The 17,716-nt window shown below is 47.1% G+C and carries 20 protein-coding genes; 8 read left to right on the plus strand and 12 right to left on the minus strand.

Annotated elements, in window-relative coordinates; genetic code table 11:
• Positions 1-137: 137 nt before the first annotated feature.
• A complete protein-coding gene (locus tag LL912_RS04255; RefSeq protein ID WP_235552316.1) occupies positions 138-1,181 on the plus strand; it encodes an NAD(P)-dependent alcohol dehydrogenase in 1,044 nt (347 codons plus the stop codon).
• 131 nt (positions 1,182-1,312) lie between these two features.
• Here the strand turns inward: LL912_RS04255 and LL912_RS04260 are convergent, their stop codons facing one another.
• Positions 1,313-2,353, minus strand: coding sequence for an aldose epimerase family protein (locus LL912_RS04260; protein WP_235552317.1), 1,041 nt, complete (start codon positions 2,351-2,353; stop codon positions 1,313-1,315).
• A 35-nt stretch (positions 2,354-2,388) separates the two neighbouring features.
• Here LL912_RS04260 and LL912_RS04265 point away from each other — a divergent pair, with 35 nt between their 5' ends.
• Entirely contained in the window at positions 2,389-3,549 is a 1,161-nt protein-coding gene (locus LL912_RS04265; RefSeq protein WP_235552318.1) for a galactokinase, read from the plus strand.
• A gap of 358 nt (positions 3,550-3,907) precedes the next feature.
• Here LL912_RS04265 and LL912_RS04270 read toward each other — a convergent pair whose 3' ends face one another.
• Entirely contained in the window at positions 3,908-5,095 is a 1,188-nt protein-coding gene (locus tag LL912_RS04270) for a glycoside hydrolase family 88 protein (RefSeq protein ID WP_235552319.1), read from the minus strand.
• A 107-nt stretch (positions 5,096-5,202) separates the two neighbouring features.
• Between LL912_RS04270 and LL912_RS04275 the strand changes: the two genes are divergently transcribed.
• Positions 5,203-7,080, plus strand: a complete 1,878-nt coding sequence (locus tag LL912_RS04275; protein ID WP_235552320.1) for a heparinase II/III domain-containing protein — start codon at positions 5,203-5,205, stop codon at positions 7,078-7,080.
• A gap of 37 nt (positions 7,081-7,117) precedes the next feature.
• Here LL912_RS04275 and LL912_RS04280 read toward each other — a convergent pair whose 3' ends face one another.
• On the minus strand, positions 7,118-7,672 hold the full coding sequence (locus LL912_RS04280; protein ID WP_235552321.1) for a cupin domain-containing protein: 555 nt from the start codon (positions 7,670-7,672) through the stop codon (positions 7,118-7,120).
• A gap of 258 nt (positions 7,673-7,930) precedes the next feature.
• Here LL912_RS04280 and LL912_RS04285 point away from each other — a divergent pair, with 258 nt between their 5' ends.
• On the plus strand, positions 7,931-8,776 hold the full coding sequence (locus tag LL912_RS04285) for a rhomboid family intramembrane serine protease (protein ID WP_235552322.1): 846 nt from the start codon (positions 7,931-7,933) through the stop codon (positions 8,774-8,776).
• Positions 8,777-8,950: 174 nt separating this feature from the next.
• Entirely contained in the window at positions 8,951-9,865 is a 915-nt protein-coding gene (locus LL912_RS04290; protein ID WP_235552323.1) for an aminoglycoside 6-adenylyltransferase, read from the plus strand.
• Between the two features lie 151 nt (positions 9,866-10,016).
• Here the strand turns inward: LL912_RS04290 and arr are convergent, their stop codons facing one another.
• Both arr and LL912_RS04300 read right to left on the minus strand, forming a co-directional pair.
• On the minus strand, positions 10,017-10,430 hold the full coding sequence (gene arr, locus LL912_RS26175; protein ID WP_406603600.1) for an NAD(+)--rifampin ADP-ribosyltransferase: 414 nt from the start codon (positions 10,428-10,430) through the stop codon (positions 10,017-10,019).
• 334 nt (positions 10,431-10,764) lie between these two features.
• On the minus strand, positions 10,765-11,217 hold the full coding sequence (locus LL912_RS04300) for a MarR family winged helix-turn-helix transcriptional regulator (RefSeq protein WP_235552325.1): 453 nt from the start codon (positions 11,215-11,217) through the stop codon (positions 10,765-10,767).
• A 223-nt stretch (positions 11,218-11,440) separates the two neighbouring features.
• Here LL912_RS04300 and LL912_RS04305 point away from each other — a divergent pair, with 223 nt between their 5' ends.
• Both LL912_RS04305 and LL912_RS04310 read left to right on the plus strand, forming a co-directional pair.
• Positions 11,441-11,971: a 2'-5' RNA ligase family protein gene (locus tag LL912_RS04305; protein ID WP_406603593.1), complete on the plus strand. Its 531-nt coding sequence runs from the start codon at positions 11,441-11,443 to the stop codon at positions 11,969-11,971.
• A gap of 121 nt (positions 11,972-12,092) precedes the next feature.
• Positions 12,093-12,248, plus strand: coding sequence for a hypothetical protein (locus LL912_RS04310; protein WP_235552327.1), 156 nt, complete (start codon positions 12,093-12,095; stop codon positions 12,246-12,248).
• Between the two features lie 19 nt (positions 12,249-12,267).
• Here LL912_RS04310 and LL912_RS04315 read toward each other — a convergent pair whose 3' ends face one another.
• From LL912_RS04315 to LL912_RS04345, 7 genes are all read right to left on the minus strand, one after another.
• Positions 12,268-12,747 (minus strand): DUF1772 domain-containing protein, encoded by a 480-nt coding sequence (locus LL912_RS04315; RefSeq protein WP_235552328.1) that lies wholly within the window; start codon positions 12,745-12,747, stop codon positions 12,268-12,270.
• Positions 12,748-12,835: 88 nt separating this feature from the next.
• Positions 12,836-13,195 carry a DUF2200 domain-containing protein gene (locus tag LL912_RS04320; RefSeq protein WP_235552329.1) on the minus strand — a complete coding sequence of 120 codons (360 nt, stop codon included), beginning with the start codon at positions 13,193-13,195 and terminating at the stop codon, positions 12,836-12,838.
• A 216-nt stretch (positions 13,196-13,411) separates the two neighbouring features.
• On the minus strand, positions 13,412-14,290 hold the full coding sequence (locus LL912_RS04325) for an alpha/beta fold hydrolase (RefSeq protein ID WP_235552330.1): 879 nt from the start codon (positions 14,288-14,290) through the stop codon (positions 13,412-13,414).
• Positions 14,291-14,311: 21 nt separating this feature from the next.
• A complete protein-coding gene (locus LL912_RS04330; RefSeq protein WP_235552331.1) occupies positions 14,312-14,710 on the minus strand; it encodes a VOC family protein in 399 nt (132 codons plus the stop codon).
• Between the two features lie 253 nt (positions 14,711-14,963).
• A complete protein-coding gene (locus tag LL912_RS04335; RefSeq protein ID WP_235552332.1) occupies positions 14,964-15,119 on the minus strand; it encodes a YkvA family protein in 156 nt (51 codons plus the stop codon).
• A gap of 251 nt (positions 15,120-15,370) precedes the next feature.
• Complete coding sequence (locus tag LL912_RS04340) at positions 15,371-16,270, minus strand: serine hydrolase (RefSeq protein WP_235552333.1); 900 nt, start codon at positions 16,268-16,270, stop codon at positions 15,371-15,373.
• Positions 16,271-16,310: 40 nt separating this feature from the next.
• Complete coding sequence (locus LL912_RS04345; protein ID WP_235552334.1) at positions 16,311-17,039, minus strand: HAD family hydrolase; 729 nt, start codon at positions 17,037-17,039, stop codon at positions 16,311-16,313.
• A 79-nt stretch (positions 17,040-17,118) separates the two neighbouring features.
• Here LL912_RS04345 and LL912_RS04350 point away from each other — a divergent pair, with 79 nt between their 5' ends.
• A complete protein-coding gene (locus LL912_RS04350; protein ID WP_235552335.1) occupies positions 17,119-17,700 on the plus strand; it encodes a Crp/Fnr family transcriptional regulator in 582 nt (193 codons plus the stop codon).
• The last annotated feature ends 16 nt before the right edge of the window (positions 17,701-17,716 follow it).

A 17,716-nucleotide genomic window follows, 5' to 3' on the forward strand; every position in this document is an offset into this window, starting at 1 on the left:
TCTGTGGCTCAAAACCGGAATTCCTGTTACCTTTATATCCTGAAAATTAGGATGACGAAACCGGAGCCTGATCCTTTCAGCCCCCCGGAATTCAATGAGCAGCAACAAACATTACACTTCTCACTAAAAAATAAAAAATGATAAACGCAAAAGGATATGCCGCCCACAGTAAAACAGAAGCCCTTCAGCCCTGGGATTTTGAGCGCCGGGAAGTAGGGACAAACGATGTATTGATCGATATCTTATATTGTGGCATCTGCCATTCCGATATCCACCAGGTGCGCAGTGAGTGGGGACCTGCTATTTATCCCCTCGTACCGGGACATGAGATTGTTGGTCGCATTACAGCGGTAGGAACCAATGTATCCCAATTCAAGGTAGGCGAACTGGCCGGCATTGGCTGTATGGTTAACTCCTGCCAGCATTGCGATAGCTGCAATCATGGACAGGAGCAGTTTTGCGATAATAAGCAAACCGTATGGACCTATAACTCCAGGGACAAGGACGGTTCTGTAACCTATGGAGGTTATTCCAATAAGATTGTTTGCGACCAGCATTTTGTATTGCATGTTTCCGATAAGCTGGACCTGAAAGGAGTGGCGCCCCTGCTTTGTGCCGGCATTACGACCTACTCGCCCTTACGCAAGTGGAAGGTAGGAAAAGGGCATAAAGTAGGTGTGCTGGGTTTGGGCGGTCTGGGGCATATGGCCGTGAAATTTGCAGTTTCGTTTGGTGCGGAGGTGACCATGCTCAGCACATCACCTTCTAAGGAAGCCGATGCGAAACGGCTGGGCGCGCATAAATTTGTGCTGACAAAAGACCCTGAGCAGGTTAAAAGCCTCGATCGCTATTTTGATTTTATCATCGATACGGTTTCCGCACCACATGATTATAATATGTACCTGCAGATGCTCAAAACAAACGGGGTGCAGATCTGTGTGGGGTTACCTCCCGAGCCGTTGAGTATTGCCGGAGGTAGTTTAATGCGGGGTAACCGGGTGCTGACAGCATCTTCTATCGGCGGCATTCCCGAAACTCAGGAAATGCTGGATTATTGCGCAGAACATAATATTGTAAGTGATATTGAGCTCATCGATATAAAGGATGTAAACACCGCTTACGAACGCGTGTTAAAAAGCGATGTGAAATACCGGTTTGTGATTGACCTGGCTACACTTTAGTTTTGAGAATAGAGGATCCAGATTTGAGCTTTCAGAATCGAGATTTGAGCAAGCACGTAGTAGTTGATTGACACGGGACCTGTGTGCCGGCAAACCCAATTGATTTCTCAAATCTGGATCCTCGATTCTCGCTACTCCTTCTCCGTAAGCCGGTATGTCGTTTTTGTCTGGTATACTTCACCCGGACGTAAAACCGTATTGGGAAAGGAGGGAATATTGATCGCATTGGGATGTACCTGTGTTTCAAAACAAAAGCCAGAGAAAGTAGTATATTGCTGTCCGCTCTTTCCTTTGATATCGGGTGAGCCATAGCTGTTGTACAGGTGAACGAGCGGTTCTGTGGTATATACTTCAAGTTTTATATCTTCTTCATCGCACCAGGCTTCCGCTGCTATGTTTTGTATGCCCGGGTTGTCCAGCGGATAGCTGATATCGATGCCCTGCTCGGGGTTTTCAATATTGCCGGTTTCCCGCCAGTTGCTGAAATCATTTCTTGTGCCGATTACCGGAAGCACATTTCCTGTAGTGCAATAATTGGCATCCTGTTCCAGGTAATTCGAAGCGTGGATGCGCAGGTGCTGTTGATCAATGCGGCCTTTCCCGTTGTTCAGGTTAAAATAGCTGTGATGGGTGATGTTCACTGCGGTTGGCTGATCCGTTGTGGCCCGGTATTCATAACTGAATTCATTGTCCTCATTCAGGGAGAAAATGATCTGCACCGTGAGATTTCCGGGAAATCCTTCCTCACCGTCCGGACTAACATATTGCAATACCACATGACCATCGGTTGCAGAAACCTTGTCCCAGACTTTTTTATCGAAACCTTCAACACCACCATGCAACTGGTAACCAGGATTTGTGCTGTTTAAGGAATATGTTTTGTTATCAATGGTAATGGCTGCATGATTGATCCGGTTGGCATAGCGTCCGATAGCGGCTCCGTAATAAGGGTAATGCTGAAGGTATTCCTCCGACCAGTATTCCTGCGGTGTATCAAATCCTAAAACAATATCATTAAAAGTTCCATCCGATTTCCGTACTTTTATCGACATGATAATAGCGCCGTAATTCGTAACCGTTGCTTCTGTACCGGAGCCGTTTTTAAGGGTGAACACATACACATTTTTTCCATTGGGATGCTGCGTAGCAAGCTGCTCAGTTATTTCAATCATGAACGTTTAATTTTGATAAAAATAATATAATTGTTATGACCATTGGAGATTTGCAAAAAGAATTTGAAAAAAAATACCATAAGCCGGCGGAACATATTTTCTTTTGTCCGGGGCGCGTTAACCTGATCGGGGAGCATATTGATTACAATGGTGGACAGGTAATGCCCTGCGCCATTTCTTTAGGCACCACTTTACTGGTTGCAAAAAACGAAGACCGGCAGTTCCGTTTTCATGCGCTGGACTTTCCGGAAACCACAACCATCGCTTTCAGCCAGGACGGGTATAGCAAACAGGGGCCGGAATGGTTCAACTACCCGTTGGGAGTGATCCATGAATTTCAGAAAAAGGGAACCGGGATCACCGGTCTGGATTTTTTATTTTCCGGTAACCTGCCGATTGGATCCGGACTGTCTTCCAGTGCCTCGATCGAAGTACTGACGGCTTTTGCGCTGAATGAGCTGTTCGCCGGCGGACTTACCCGGGTAGACCTGGCGATACTGGGCAAGAAAGTGGAGAATGATTTTATGGGACTCAACAGCGGTATCATGGACCAGTTTGCCGTGGCTGTAGGCAAGGAAGCTCATGCGGTTTTATTAAATACTGATACCCTGGAATATGAGTACCTGCCTTTTGAGATCGGCGACTATGTACTGGCGATTATCAATAGCAATAAACCCCGCAAACTGGTAGAGTCTAAATACAATGAACGCTTCAGCGAATGTCGCGAAGCATTGAAACGGCTTCAGGACAAATTCCCGGTGCAACATCTCGTTGAGATCAGTGTAGATGATTTTGAGCAGAACAAAGGCTTGCTAAATGATCCGGTATTGGAAAAACGCGCCCTGCATGTGATCGCAGAAAATGATCGCGTTAAAAAAGCAAAGGAAGCATTGACCGGTGGCGATATCGAAACATTTGGAAAATTGATGTATGCTTCGCATGACTCCCTGCAGCAACTGTATGAAGTATCCGGGATAGAGTTGGATGCTATTGTTGATTTTTGCAGAACCTATAAGGACTGCATTGGTGCGCGGATGACCGGTGCCGGTTTTGGTGGTTGTGCCATCGCCCTGATCAAAAAAGACAGTTTTGATGATTTTGCAGAAAAGGTAACAACAGCTTATGAGGAGAAGATCGGTTACAAACCGGGCGTGTTTTCTTCAGTGATCGCCGAAGGGGTACGTACGTTGATATAAAGGAATAGCAACCCAATGAAAAAGATCCCGGCTATTTTGTAGCCGGGATCTTTTTCATAATGTAGTACCGGAAAATTGGAGGAATATGGTGGCGAATGCGACCGCTGTCAATGCCGGTCTCAGGCCTTCCGGTAGCCCAATGCAGATGTTTTCTATATGGTACACCCAATACCGTTTCCTTAAGGTACTATCACTAGGAAAGCGTTTCATAAATCTTCAGTTGCTTGCAGCAGTTGTGTGAAAATCTGAGAAACCTGTGAACAATAAATTTAGACGCCGGTGTACAAAGGAAGCGACATTGATTGTACACCTATAAAACAAGGTTATTTTTTAATATTCTCCGCAAGAAAATTTTCTCCTATTTCAGCACCCATTGCTTATAACGGTCCAGTGCTTCCATATAATAATAATCTGCATAGGACAGGGATACATTTACTTCTGAGTTCCCCGGCAGGTGTCCCACGCTTTGGGTAAGCATAAAACCTTTGCTGCCACCCGGCTGCGATTTATAGGTGGTAGACATCGACCGGATCATGGTGGTGGCGTCAGCAATATACCGGGTCTTTTGCTTTGGATTGCCGTATTGCGCCAGTTCCAGCAGGGCAGAAGCCAGTACTGCGGCAGCAGAAACATCCCGTGGAGCCCTGGGAATATCGGGAGCATTGAAATCCCAGTAAGGCACTTTATCCTTCGGCAGGTTGGGATGGTTCAGGATAAACGCGGCGATCTTATGCGCATGCGCCAGGTATTCCGGCTTTTTGGTAAAGCGGTACATCATGGTATATCCATAAAGCCCCCAGGCCTGTCCGCGTGCCCAGGCCGATTCATTGGCATATCCCTGATGCGTTACCTTTTTTAAAACGGCGCCGGTAACTGTATCATAATCCACTGCATGATAACTGCTGCCATCGGGGCGGAAATGATTCTTTAATGTAGTGTTGGCATGGTTTTCCGCAATTTCAGCCAGGTGCTTGCCACCCCCGTTCCGGGAAGCCCATTCCAGTAATTCCAGGTTCATCATATTGTCGATGATCACCGGGGCATTGAATTTTTTGCTTTTATTCCACGACTGGATGGCCTTCATACCTGGCTTGTAGCGTTTGGTAGCCGTTTCAGCAGCGGTAAGGATCACTTCTTTGTAATGAGGGTCTTTTGTAATGGCATAGGCATTGCCAAAACTGCAAAAGATCATAAAACCAATATCATGATTACCGGTGTAATATTTGATCGGCTCCTCCGGCACCAGCCGTTTTTTTGCTTCTGTCAGAATCTGCGGATCCCTGGTAGCCTTATAGATCAGCCACAGCGTACCGGGATAGAACCCACTGGTCCACCAATCAGTTGCAGATGCCACCAGCTTATCTTTAGCAGGATCATAATTCTGGGGCATTTTATCAGCTGGTATGTTTTTCATCAGTAGTTTGTACTGGCTTGCGGCAAAAGCCTCATCTTTTTTGATCAGTGCCCGCATATCTTTTTGAGCACTTGCATTTAAAAAACAACAGATCAGCCCGGCAGCAATGCCCGTTTTAAGAACGCCTTTCATTAAAAGAAATTTAAAAAGTTAAAAGATCAACGGGCAAAATAATAAAAAATAAAAGGTTCCGGTAATAATCCTGATACTTAAGTATTTTTAGTCCCAAAACTCGAATTATGAAACCGATTGCGCATATGATCTGCTGGTTGCTGCTTCTATTGGGTACGAATGCTTTTTCGCAGCAAAACACAATGGACAGGGTGTTGGGAAAAGCACATCCGCGTCTGCTGCTTACAAAAGACGAAGAAGCGCAGGTTAAGCAGGCAATGGACCAGCACCCCGATCTGAAGCGGGCGCACCATTTGCTGCTGGAAGCATCAGACCGGATCTGTACAGCACCGCCGCTGGAACATAAGAAAATCGGGAAACGGCTGCTTTCAGTTTCAAGGGAGGCGATTCGGCGGATTTTTTTCCTTTCCTATGCCTGGCGTATGACAGGCAACAAAAAATACCGGGATGTGGCCGAACAGCAATTATTAACGATCAGTTCTTTTGCCGACTGGAATCCCACGCACTACCTGGATGTGGCCGAAATGACCATGGCGGCTGCCATCGGGTACGACTGGTTATACAACGAACTTTCCGAAAATTCGAGAAAGGAAATCAAAGATGCGATTCTCGAAAAAGGGATCCGTACCTCTTTTGATTCCAGATACAATTCCTGGCTCAAGGTGGAAAACAACTGGAACCAGGTTTGCAACGCCGGGCTGGCTTATGGTGCCTGGGCCATTTATGAATCGGATCCAGAGCAATGCAGCCAGGTGATCCGCCGTGCCATAGAATCCATCAAGATCCCGATGAAACAATATGCACCGGATGGCGCTTATCCCGAGGGCTATGGTTACTGGAGTTATGGAACTACGTATAATGTATTTTTCCTGGATGCCCTCGAGCAATTAACCGGAAGCGATGAGGGGCTAAGCGCATTGCCCGGCTTTCTGAAAACAGCGGATTATTTCCAACACATGATCGCGCCGAGTGGGTTGCCGTTTAACTATGCCGATTCCGGTCCGGGTGCTGAATCCAACGGCGCCATGTTCTGGTTTGCCAAAAAATTAAACCGGCCTTCACTGGCCTGGAATGAGCTGCAGTTCCTGCACACCGATAAAAACAAACGGGCATTGGAAGGCGACCGCTTTTTGCCTGCGCTCCTGGTTTGGGGCAAACAGCTGACTGACGCTAATATAGCGCCACCGGAAAAAACATTTTGGGAAGGGGCAGGAGCCAGCCCCGTAGTGATGATGCGTACCAGCTGGACCAACCCGGATGCGCTGTTCCTGGGCTTTAAGGCGGGGTCTCCTTACGTGAACCATGCGCATATGGATGAAGGGGCATTTGTATTTGAAGCGGAAGGTGTTCGCTGGGCCATGGATTTCGGTATGCAGAACTATGAATCGCTGGAATCCAAAGGACTGAATATCTGGCAGCGTACGCAACATTCCCAACGCTGGACCGTTTTCCGGTATACCAATTATGCACACAGCACCCTTACGTTTGATGATAGTTTGCAGCGTATGGAAGGGGTGACTGCGATTACGCGCTATGGCGACCGGCCGGAGTTTCGTTTTGCCCAGTCGGATCTGTCGCCTGTTTACAAAGGACAAGTAAAACGGGCGGTACGAGGTGTGGCACTTAAAGGCAGCGCTTATGGACTTATACAGGATGAGATCGAAACCGGCGATGAAGCCGTAAATATGCAGTGGCGTATGCTGACCTCCGCAAATGTTGAAATAAAATCATCCAATGAAGTGATATTAAAGAAGAACGGTAAAACGCTCCGGATGCAGATCCTGGCGGATCAGCCGGTTACCGTGAAGACCTGGAGTACGGCGCCCGCCAATGATTATGACGCACCCAACCCCGGAACGGTATTGATCGGCTTTGAGACAAGGTTACCGGTAAAAAGCAGTAAGCGTTTTGTAGTATGGCTGGTTCCGGAGAATCATGCATCGAAGGTGGACGCAAAGATCGTTCCGCTCAGCGATTGGAAATGACGGCTACCTGGAACAGGCAGTTAAAAATAATGGAGCATTAATCTGCCTTGAGCGGAGGACCTACCACTTTCATTCCATGATCCGCAAAAACGTTGGCAATTACTTCTTTCGTGGGAGTACTCGTCCACTGGCTGGTGGCCGCAAAGAAATCTTCCATACGACCGGCCGGACAGTAGGAAACAATGACACGGCCCCTTTCGGTAAGCTGTATAAATGCATGGGGCACACGCCGGGGTAGAAATATCGTATCGCCGGGAGTCATATCGTATAGATCGTCTCCCACACGGAACCGGTATTTTCCTTCCAGCACATAAAACCATTCATCCTGGTTCAGGTGTAAATGCAAGGGTGGACCGCCTTTATAGGTCAGGCTTGTTTGCTCAAAAACAGCCAGCCTGCTATCTGTATCCTTCCCCGATATTTTGATATCCAACTGGTTCAGGGTTACTCCTTTCATGTTATAAGGAATGCCAAACCGGGCCTCACCGGCAGGAACTTTAAAACCCTTTACAGTCTGCTGTACATTGATCGCTTTTGTCTTCATCCATGCGAAGAGCGAAAGCACTACAGCAATAAATTGATTACGTTTCATGGCTATATATTGAATGACAGGAATGTATTACAGTAAATCCAGAACTTCGCCTGTGCCAGGATGAGGATTACTATATGAATTTGCACATTTTTTTAATATATATAGCTCCCGGTATGCAACAATGCGGAATATTGTATTAACCAATGAATGAGGTAGTTGGTACAATTTCCAGGTAAATTACTGTTGTTCTGTTTTGCGTAATAAATGCAGCCGTTCGCGTATTTTTGGTTAGAAAAATCGTTTAAAACCACCCTGCTCATGACAGATACCGGAATCATTGCACTCCTGCTGATCCTGTTGAATATTCTTTTTTCCTACAAAGGATTTACCAACCGCACATTTTTTACTACCTACCGGTTTGAGGTAGATCCGATATTGATCCATAAAGATTTTAAACGTCTGGTTACATCGGGCTTCCTGCATATCAGCTGGCTGCATCTTATTTTTAACATGATCAGTCTTTCTGCTTTCATCGGGTTGATCGGCGCTAATCTCGGTGGCCTTCGGTTCCTGGTCATCTATTTTTCAGGACTGGTCGGTGGAGGCTTGTTTTCCCTGCTGATTCACCGGCATCATGGCAACTACAGTGCTGTGGGCGCTTCCGGAGCCGTTTGCGGGATCATTTTTGCGGCTATTGCCTTATTTCCAGGTATGGGTGTTGGTTTCTTTGGACTTCCGTTCTCCATTCCGGGCTGGCTGTATGGGATCCTTTACGTACTGTTTTCCATCTATGGTATCCGTTCGGGTAAAAATAATGTAGGACATGATGCGCATTTGGGTGGAGCGCTTGTTGGTATGTTTGTGGCTTTATTGATGGAGCCGGAGGCCTTTGCACAAAATTATTGCACCATCCTGATCATTGCCGTACCTTCTATAGCTTTTATCTGGTTGGTGATTAAAAGACCCGATATGCTGGTAGTGGATAATCGCTGGTTTAAAACCCATCGTAAAAATTACTCCATCGACGACCGGTACAACGAAGAAAAAAATAACGCACAGAGGGACATTGACCGCATCCTTGATAAGATCAATAAACGAGGAATGGATAGCCTTACCAGGGCAGAGCTGGAAAAATTAAAAAAACATTCGAAAAACATGCCTTAGAAATGCCCGGTAAGAATAATCCGGCAGTACGTTCAATGGTATGCTTAAGATAACAATGATTGCCGGAACTGATAACCGTATATGCGCTGTAGATCGGTTAGCAGAGGAATTTGTATTTAGATACCTTTATTTGCATCTGATAATTGTCCCTAAATTTGAATAAACCATAATACTATGACCAGCAGGAGCGAAACCGAAATGATGACATTAATACTGGAGGTAGCAAAAGATCCCCGGATACTGGCCGTGTTGCAGGATGGATCACGCTCCAATCCGAACGTAATGTCTGATATTTTCCAGGATTTTGATATCATTTATGTGGTAAATGAACTTTTTTCATTTTTGCAGGATCATAGCTGGGTAGATGTATTTGGCGAACGGATGATGATGCAACTGCCGGAAGCGATGGAGCTGTATCCACCTGCACCGGAACTGGAGGGCGCCTTTTCCTACCTGCTACAGTTTAAAGACGGCAACCGCATTGACCTGATCCTGGTGCCGCTCGAACGCCTGGAGCAATTTACCCGCGACAGCCTCTGTAAAGTGTTATGGGATAAGACCGGGATCTTCAAGAACAATCCGTTGCCACCCGCCAGTGATGCCGGTTATCTTGTACAAAAACCTTCAGAACGATCATTCACTGACTGCTGCAGTGAGTTCTGGTATACGAATGCCGGTCTGGCAAAAGGCCTGTGGAGAGGGGAGGTGACCCTGGCCCAGGAGCTCGTCAGCCAGGTGATCCGCGGTGCATTGCTGCAAATGATGGACTGGTACCTGGGTTGCCGGCACAACTTCAATGTAAACACCGGCAAATTTGGAAAGTATTACCAGCGCTACCTCGAACCAGAGGTCTATAAAAAGCTGCTGGCCACTTACCCGGTTGCGGAGCTGCCGCAGATCTGGCAGGCGGTATATACGATGCAGGATCTTTTCAGAAATGCCGCCGGCTTTATTGCAACCGAGCTGGGTTATACCTATCCTACAGACTGGGATAAAAATGTGACCGCTTACATGCAACATGTGCAGCAGCTGCCAAAGGATGCGCTAAGGATCTATGACGGAGGACCGGTTCCCGCAGATAGGTGCTGATTTTTTTGCTGTTTTTCCGGCCGCATTGATCTGCATGGATCAACGGGCCGCATTTATCGCAGATATCTACTGATGTTTTACGCGGGTGCACGCAGCCATTTGTTGTCATCCCGGCGAAGCGTGGTCAGGCAGTACAATGATAGAAACAGTTTTAATTAATGATTTCTCCTTTGTTATTTGCCAACTTTTCCCGCCATTGGCGCAGCTGCTCTGGTGTCAGCCGGTCCCAATCGGTTACCTCGCCCACGATTTTCAGCGGCGCCGTACTGCGATACGAGCGCGTAGGGTTGCCTGGAAATTTTTTGTCCGTTACATTGGGATCATTTTCGAAGCTGCCCGTAGGCTCCACGATATACACCCGCTCGCGCCCCTCACCATTGGCCAGCGCAGCCGCCAGCCCCGCACCATGCACCAGGGCGGTAAAGTAAATGTGATTCATGACCACATCGCTCTGGTAATTGGATACGCCACCCGCTACAAGCAGATCGCCCGGCTGCAGGTCGGCCCGGGTACCATGATAAAAAGGTCCGTTGTCCGGTAACTGCTCAACAGCCGATGCGGCCAGTTCGCGATACCTGCTTTCGTTATCTGCATCGCCCAGGCTGGCATAGCATTGCGCCATATTGGTATACAGGGAGGGTAGGGCACTCTTCACCGCATTGCTGTTAACGCTTAGGCCATGCTGCAAAGCGGTTTGTAGCCAGGCTAATTTGTTACGGGCATCCTGCTGATGCCGCGCCATAAAATGCGCGGCGATAAATTTTTCAAAATCATTACCGGCCTCATCCCAGGCCTGCTGGAATACCGGGGCCGCTGCTTCGGGCCTGCCTTTTTCTACAAGCTCCATGCCCTGCATGCAGCGTTGGATAACGGGGTTGTTGGGGTTAAATTCCATTGGATTATTGTTGATTGAGTTGCTCTGTTTTATGCTGCATCATGTCGATCGCTTTTGCAAAATACGTTTCCAGGGTCTTTATCCCGGCGGCGGAAAAGGAGGCAAAAAGCCGGTCCGTATCGTCCTGGAAATCCTGATACAAGGGCTGCAGCAAGGCTCGTATTTTATCGGCGTTGGGTACGATGATGATCCTGCGCCGGTCGGCCTTATCAGGTTGCCGCTTCAGCAGCTTTTTCTTTTCAAACCGGTCTACCAGGCCCGTCACAGCGCCGGTGGTGAGGCCGGTAATATCGGCCAACTCACCCGCTGTCATAGGCCCCTTCTGCAGCAGGAAGCCCAGATACTTATGATCGGTGCCCGACAGCCCTGCCTTACGTCCTACAGCTTCATGCATACGGATGGAGGTATAAGCGTAAGCCTGGCTGAGTTTTCTCAGCTGTATAACCTTGTCTTCCATTTTTGTCTTCTTAACTGATTATCTTAGTTTCAAAGATAAATATTTTCCCGGAAAACCGATCAAAAAAGAAGCAGGCAAACGCACCACGAACAGGAACGCACTGTTACTAAACGGGTATGCTGATTTTCTGATGTCTGCCGTTTGGAATTTTTGAGAAACCGCCGGCTATGCTGCGTGCCCCGCTGTGCCCATAAAGTACTAACTTGTCATTTTCAATACAGCCATGCACGGGTACTCTATTGCTATATCGCCGTCTGATAACGTTATCGAACAGGTAAGACAATTGAAGCAACAGCTGCGATCGGCCATCGGGTGGTATGGCAGTGTGAACGCCCAGGCACATATCACCTTTAATGTATTCCAGGCAGGAGCAGCGGAGTTGAAACTTTGGGAGCGCTATACAACAGGCTTTGCCGCGCAGCAGCAACCGCTACCGCTTCTCTTTGATCACACCGGGGCTTTTGCAAACGGCGCCTTCTTCCTCGCACCGGATGTAGTGTCTGAACCATTGCTGATCCGCATGATGCAGGCCTTTCATCACCAGGCACCAATGCCCGCAAGCATTTCGGTAAAACCGCATATGTCTATCGGCAGGCGGCTGTCGCCGTTACAGCTGATTGCAGCACAGCAACTGATTCCCGAAGTAGGCATCCGCTTTGTCTGCACTGGTTTGGTACTACGTCGCTTTAACAACACCCGCAAGCAATACGATATTATCCGACACTTTCCTTTTACTGATGCTGCTGCTCTTTAAGTGGCGCCGGAAGCGGAAAAATGATTTGCTATCAGATCCCGGCCTTCAAGATCGGCAAACAGTTCCTGATTTACGATTCGGCCTATGCCAAACATATTTTACCAGCCCCTGGAGCCCGGCATTGCTGAAGGAATTTGAAACCGAGCTGGAAGGGCTGAAGGTATCCCGGTCTGCCATCCAGCTACCATTGGACAAGGCACTGCCCGTGGCGTTTATAAAGCGGCTCATAAAGTTCCGCAAGGAAGAATGCGACCTGGTACCTGAAAAGAAACCATGAACTGTATCTCTTCACCCTGTTATCGGTACAGGGATCTGCTTCTATGCCGGAATAAAACCGGTGTAGTCAGTAATATAAAGCTGAGCACACTGCTCACGGTTCTGTAAAAATGAAACTGTTTCCAGGTTGCCCGCAGTGCCGTCCAGCCATCGGGGATCGTAGCAGCGGTCCAGGTCTTGACCTGGTTATCGATGGGCACTTCCACCAATAAAGTGATCAGCAGGGCAACGATCATAAAAATAAAAGAAGCTGCAAAAAAATAAACAGCCGGCTTCTGTTTCCAAAAGCCAACACAAAGCAGCAGCTGTGCCAGTAGGGTAGCGGGCATTAGGATCCGCATGGGAAGTGCAACATTATCAATAATGGTTTGACCAATCCGTATAAAATGATCGGGTGGAAAGGTTTCCAGGCTGCGTGTGAGTGTGAACCAGGTTCCCCAGAATACGCCGGTAACCAACATAACCAGGATCAGGCTGCAGCACCACCAGAATTTTTTCATGGCTTTAATTTTTGAATGCTTTAGGCAAGACGTTGTTTCAAACACTAAAGTTATTGCATTTTGCCAGAAAATCCATAGCAGCTGACTCTTACTTCCGAAGGATCTTCTCCATGGTTTTCCCCTTTGCCAGTTCGTCGATCAACTTATCCAGGTAACGGACTTTTTGCATCAGCGGATCTTCTATGTCTTCTACGCGGTAACCGCAGATCATGCCGGTAATCTTGGAAGCGTTCGGATTGAGTTGCGGCGCTTCTGCAAAAAAGGTTTCAAAATCGGTTTTGTTATCGATCTGGCGTTGCAATGTTTTCGGGTCATATCCGGTCAGCCAGCAAATAATGGTATCTACTTCTTCTTTTGTGCGGCCCTTCTTTTCTGCCTTTTGAATGTAATGCGGATAAACGCTTGCAAAGGCCATTTTATAAACCCGGGCATTGTTTGTATTATTCATTTTATAGCGGTTTACGGTTATAATCCCACCTCCATGCTGACGTGCTTACCTTATTTGTGCCAAGCAAAATTAAATAAAAGACATTAATCTTCTTACGGGGTTCGGCCCGGGAGGGATACCTATGCTCATTTGCCGTTGGTTTGGTAAACGTTCCTGCTAGGAGCAGGCTGCCCGGGATTTCGGTTTTTTCACGGCAGTCTGTTTTCAAAGTTCAACCTACCTGCCTGTTCCAACGTTTCGAACCAGGTCCAGGACTTCCGCAAAATGGGTTTCCAATAGCATATGTCCTCCTTCGAGAATATGTACCGCTGCATCGGGCAGATCTCTTTTATAGCAGGAGGCTTCTTTAACATCAAAAAACACATCGTATCTGCCCCATATTACCAGGGCTTTGGGCTGGTATTCCCGAAAATATTTCTGAAATGCCGGGAATTGTTCAATATGGTGTTGGTAGTCGCAGTTTAATTCAAACTGCATCTCTATATTCCCCGGCCGGCTCATCCGTTCCCAATCGAGCGTCCATGTTTCGGGTCCGACAAGGGCCCTCAATTCATCCGGGAGTCCCGCAATATATTGTGCTTTTGTTCCTTCCAGGCTTAGGAATGCTGCTACTTTCCGTTTTTTTTCTTCGGTAGGGTATTTCCAGTAATCCCGGGTTTCGTCCCATTGCGGTCCAATGCCTTCCATATAGGAGTTCCCGTTCTGTACGATCATGCCTTCGATTTTTTCAGGGTGATTTATGCATAACTGTAGCCCTACCGGACAACCATAGTCGTGCAGGTATATTGTGAACCGATGCAGATCAATCCGTTCGGTAAACCGGTTGATGCAGACGGCTATGTTTTTGAACGTGTATTCAAAACTGCTCCGGTCGGGAAAGGCACTGAACCCAAAGCCGGGAAAATCGGGAGCTACCAGGTGAAATTGGTCAGCGAGCGCAGTCATAAGATTTTTAAACATGACCGATGAAGAGGGAAATCCATGTAACAGCAGGAGCGACGGATTGTCCCGGTCCCCGGCTTCGCGGTAAAAAATATCTACGCCATCCACCGCTACGGTTCTGTTAAAAATGTTTACACATTGTGCTTCCATCATGTTTCTGTTGAAAAATGCAGGTCAAAGTCCTTCCATATAAAACACATTGAACTTATGCCCATCCGGATCCGCAAAAACAAAGCCATAATATGCTTTTCCGAACGTTTCAGGAGGCGAAACAATGGTACCGCCGGCTTGCTCCACTTCGGTTGCCCAGTCATCTACCTCGCCTTTACTTCCCGCTGAAAGCGTAAAAACGATTTCGTTGGCAGTGTGAGCATCGACGATCTCGCCCTTCATGCCGGGTTTAAGCGCATCTCTCAGGAAAAAGTGGATGATCAATTTATTTTCTGCGGCAAAAAAACTGGTCAACTCCGCATTGGGAGTGCCATTGGGCTTAAATCCCAGTTCCGCGTAAAATTTTGTGGTTCGCTCCAGGTCGTTTACGGCCAGGTTGGCCCATATCATTTTTGGATTCATAAATTTTTATTTTTTTCTGGTGCCGGTAATTGTAATGGCCGGCAACCGTTTGGAGTATTGGCACATTGCTCGTTCAAAGTTAATCAATAGGAGCGGCTCCTGCACCGTGCAAAAACGGCATTTATGAGGGGTATTTAAGACAACAAAGTTTTCCCTTTCAGTAACGAAGAATGAAACGCACGAATAAGAAGAAAAAGTACGTATATAAAATAACAACGGGCAATACGTAATACCATTTGCCTGGTAATTTTTGTTAGGCATTGATCCTTGACCGGATTTCACTGATCAGATACTGGGGAATCTGTTTGAGGGTGGCCCTGATGCGCAGTGGTACAATGATCAGGTCATCCAGCAGACCCAGTACCGGAATAAAATCAGAAATCAGATCCACCGGACTTAAAACATACATAGATCACGGTCAGGGCTGCTAATAGCTTTGCCAGAAGCGGGGTACGCTTATCGTGTAAAGCATAGTAGACCGGAACGATCTCCCGTTTCAGCTTTTTACATCTTCTTTTAGTCTGTTGAATATGCTCTTTTTTTTGCCACAGAGGCGCAGAAACGCTAAGATCTTTAATGTTTCTATGGGTTGTAGCAGTGCTACAATAGCACTAATTTTTTAAGCAATGTTCAAACCCAAAAATCAGCGATTCTGTTCCGTTAATCGATCTTCTCAAAAGCTGTAAACCGGCGTTTCGGTTCGTAATAATTCCAGATAATATTGGCCAGCTTCCGGGTTAACACTTCGGCTTCATTATTATCCGTCCAGCTTTTGTCTTTATTGTTTTTGGTCAGGATACAAAACACAAAATCGCCACCTGGAGCATTGACGAGCACCACTTCCCCGCGGGCATCGTCTACCGAACCGGTCTTACAAATTGTACTTACGGTTGCCGGCAGCTGCGATAAAGAGCGGCCATTGTAGAATTGGTTTTTTAGGTAACGGTACATTTTATCGGAATGCCGCGCATCAACCACCTTGCCCTGCCGGATCAATGTAAACAGTTGTGCCATTTCCCTGGGTGTGGTTTGCCCCCAGCCATATTTCTTCCAGATGTCCTGGCGGCCTGCCGTACGGGAGTTCACCTTTGTGTTGGGCAGTCCCAACTGATCCATGATGGTATTGATCGCGGCGCCACCGCCTGCCAGTTCCTGCAACCAGATGGAAGCTACATTATCGCTGTAGGTAAGCATCAGAGAGATCATGGTCGACAGATCCGTACGGGCGCTGTCTTTATAGAACTGCATTAACCCCGAACCACCATAGACTCTTTTTGCATCATACACGAATTCCTGCGAAAGCTTTAACTCTTTCTGGGCAATCCTGGTAAACACGCCGGCAAGAATCGGCACTTTTACAATGCTGGCCGTAGGAAATACGGTATCCGCATTCACCGCTACTGCCCTGTTTTTTCCCAGATGGTGCACGTACACGCCAATATCTCCGTGAAAACCGCTGATCGCTTCCTGAATGTGTATTTTTAATTTTTTATCCTCTTTTTGGGTATGGCCCGATGTGTAAATAAAAAGCAAACTTGCAAGCAGGATATATTTTGACATTGATAAAACAGGTTTTGACAAATATAAGGAAAGTCCCCGGCTAATCCTTTTCAGTCTCCGTCCTAAAGACTAAAGCACTTTTTAGGTGTTCCAGCACCTTGCTAATGTTTTTGAGTTCTACAAACCGGGCATGCTTCAGAGTTTGATCGTGCCGCTCATGCGTCCAGGTAACTTGATAGGGGATATGCGCTGCAAAGCCACCCAGCTCCAATACCGGCAACACGTCCGATTTGATGGAGTTGCCCAGCATCAGGAAGTTTTCAGGGCGACAATCCAGGTGCTTTAACAGTTTTTCATAATCCCCCTTTTTTTTATCACTCATGATTTCAATATGGTGAAAGAAAGGCTCCAGGCCCGATTTTTTAAGTTTCCGCTCCTGGTCCAGCAAATCGCCCTTTGTCGCCATTACCAAGCGGTACCGGCCTTTGAGGCATTTCAGTGTTTCTGTAACACCGGGCAGCAGTTCAATGGGATATTGCAGCAGCGCCTGACCCAGTGCAATGGCTTTGTTCACCAGCTGGAGGGGAGCCGTTCCCGCGGAGACCCTATCGATCGTTTCGATCATGCACAGTATAAATCCTTTTACACCATAACCGTAGAGGTGCAGGTTCTGCATCTCGGTTTTATACAGTTCCTGCGATACCGCGTGTTGTGACAAATAATCTTCCAGCAACCCGCAAAATCGCTGCTCTGCCTCCTGGAAATAGGGTTCGTTTACCCATAGGGTATCATCTGCATCAAAAGCGATGGTGGTAATTCCGGTATTCATTTTATTTTTGTATTATTCTAAAAACGCAAATTTCACTGCCGGCCGCCGGCCGGGCAAGGACATTTGTCCCCGAAGCGATATGTTACGAACCAACCAGTCTTTCCTGGTCTATATCCAGCAACTATACGAAGCTCAGCCGCGTAAAGAAGACATCATTCAAAAAACCTTTGCCCGGGGTAAAAAACTTCTGACGCAACATGAAAAGGCGTCCAGGGTCATGCTCATCAAAGAAGGAATTGCCAAATGTTTTATTACAGAAGAGAACGATAAAGATTACATCGTAGAGTTTTTAGGAAAAGGAGAAATCATCGGGGAAATAGAAGGCATTCGCGGCACACCCTGCCTGTGCTCCATTGAAGCGATCACCCCTGTGGACGTGTATGCGCTTTCTCTTTCTTATTTTTCAGCACTTATCAAAAAAGACCTACGGCTTAATAACCTGTTGCTGGAAGTTTTTGCGCAGCGTATTGTATATACTTCCAGCCGCGCATCCTATCAGCAACTTTATACCATTGAGCATTCGCTTTCCCGGCTCCTGACCCTGCAAAAGCAACAGTCCATCGAAATTTCAAAAGAGGATATGGCGGCTTACCTGGGTGTTACCATCCGGAGTTTAAACAGGGCACTGAAGACGGTGCACAAAAATAAAAATGCGTTTTGAAGCTTCCAGGTATAAC

The organism is Niabella agricola, from assembly GCF_021538615.1.
Lineage (GTDB): Bacteria > Bacteroidota > Bacteroidia > Chitinophagales > Chitinophagaceae > Niabella > Niabella agricola.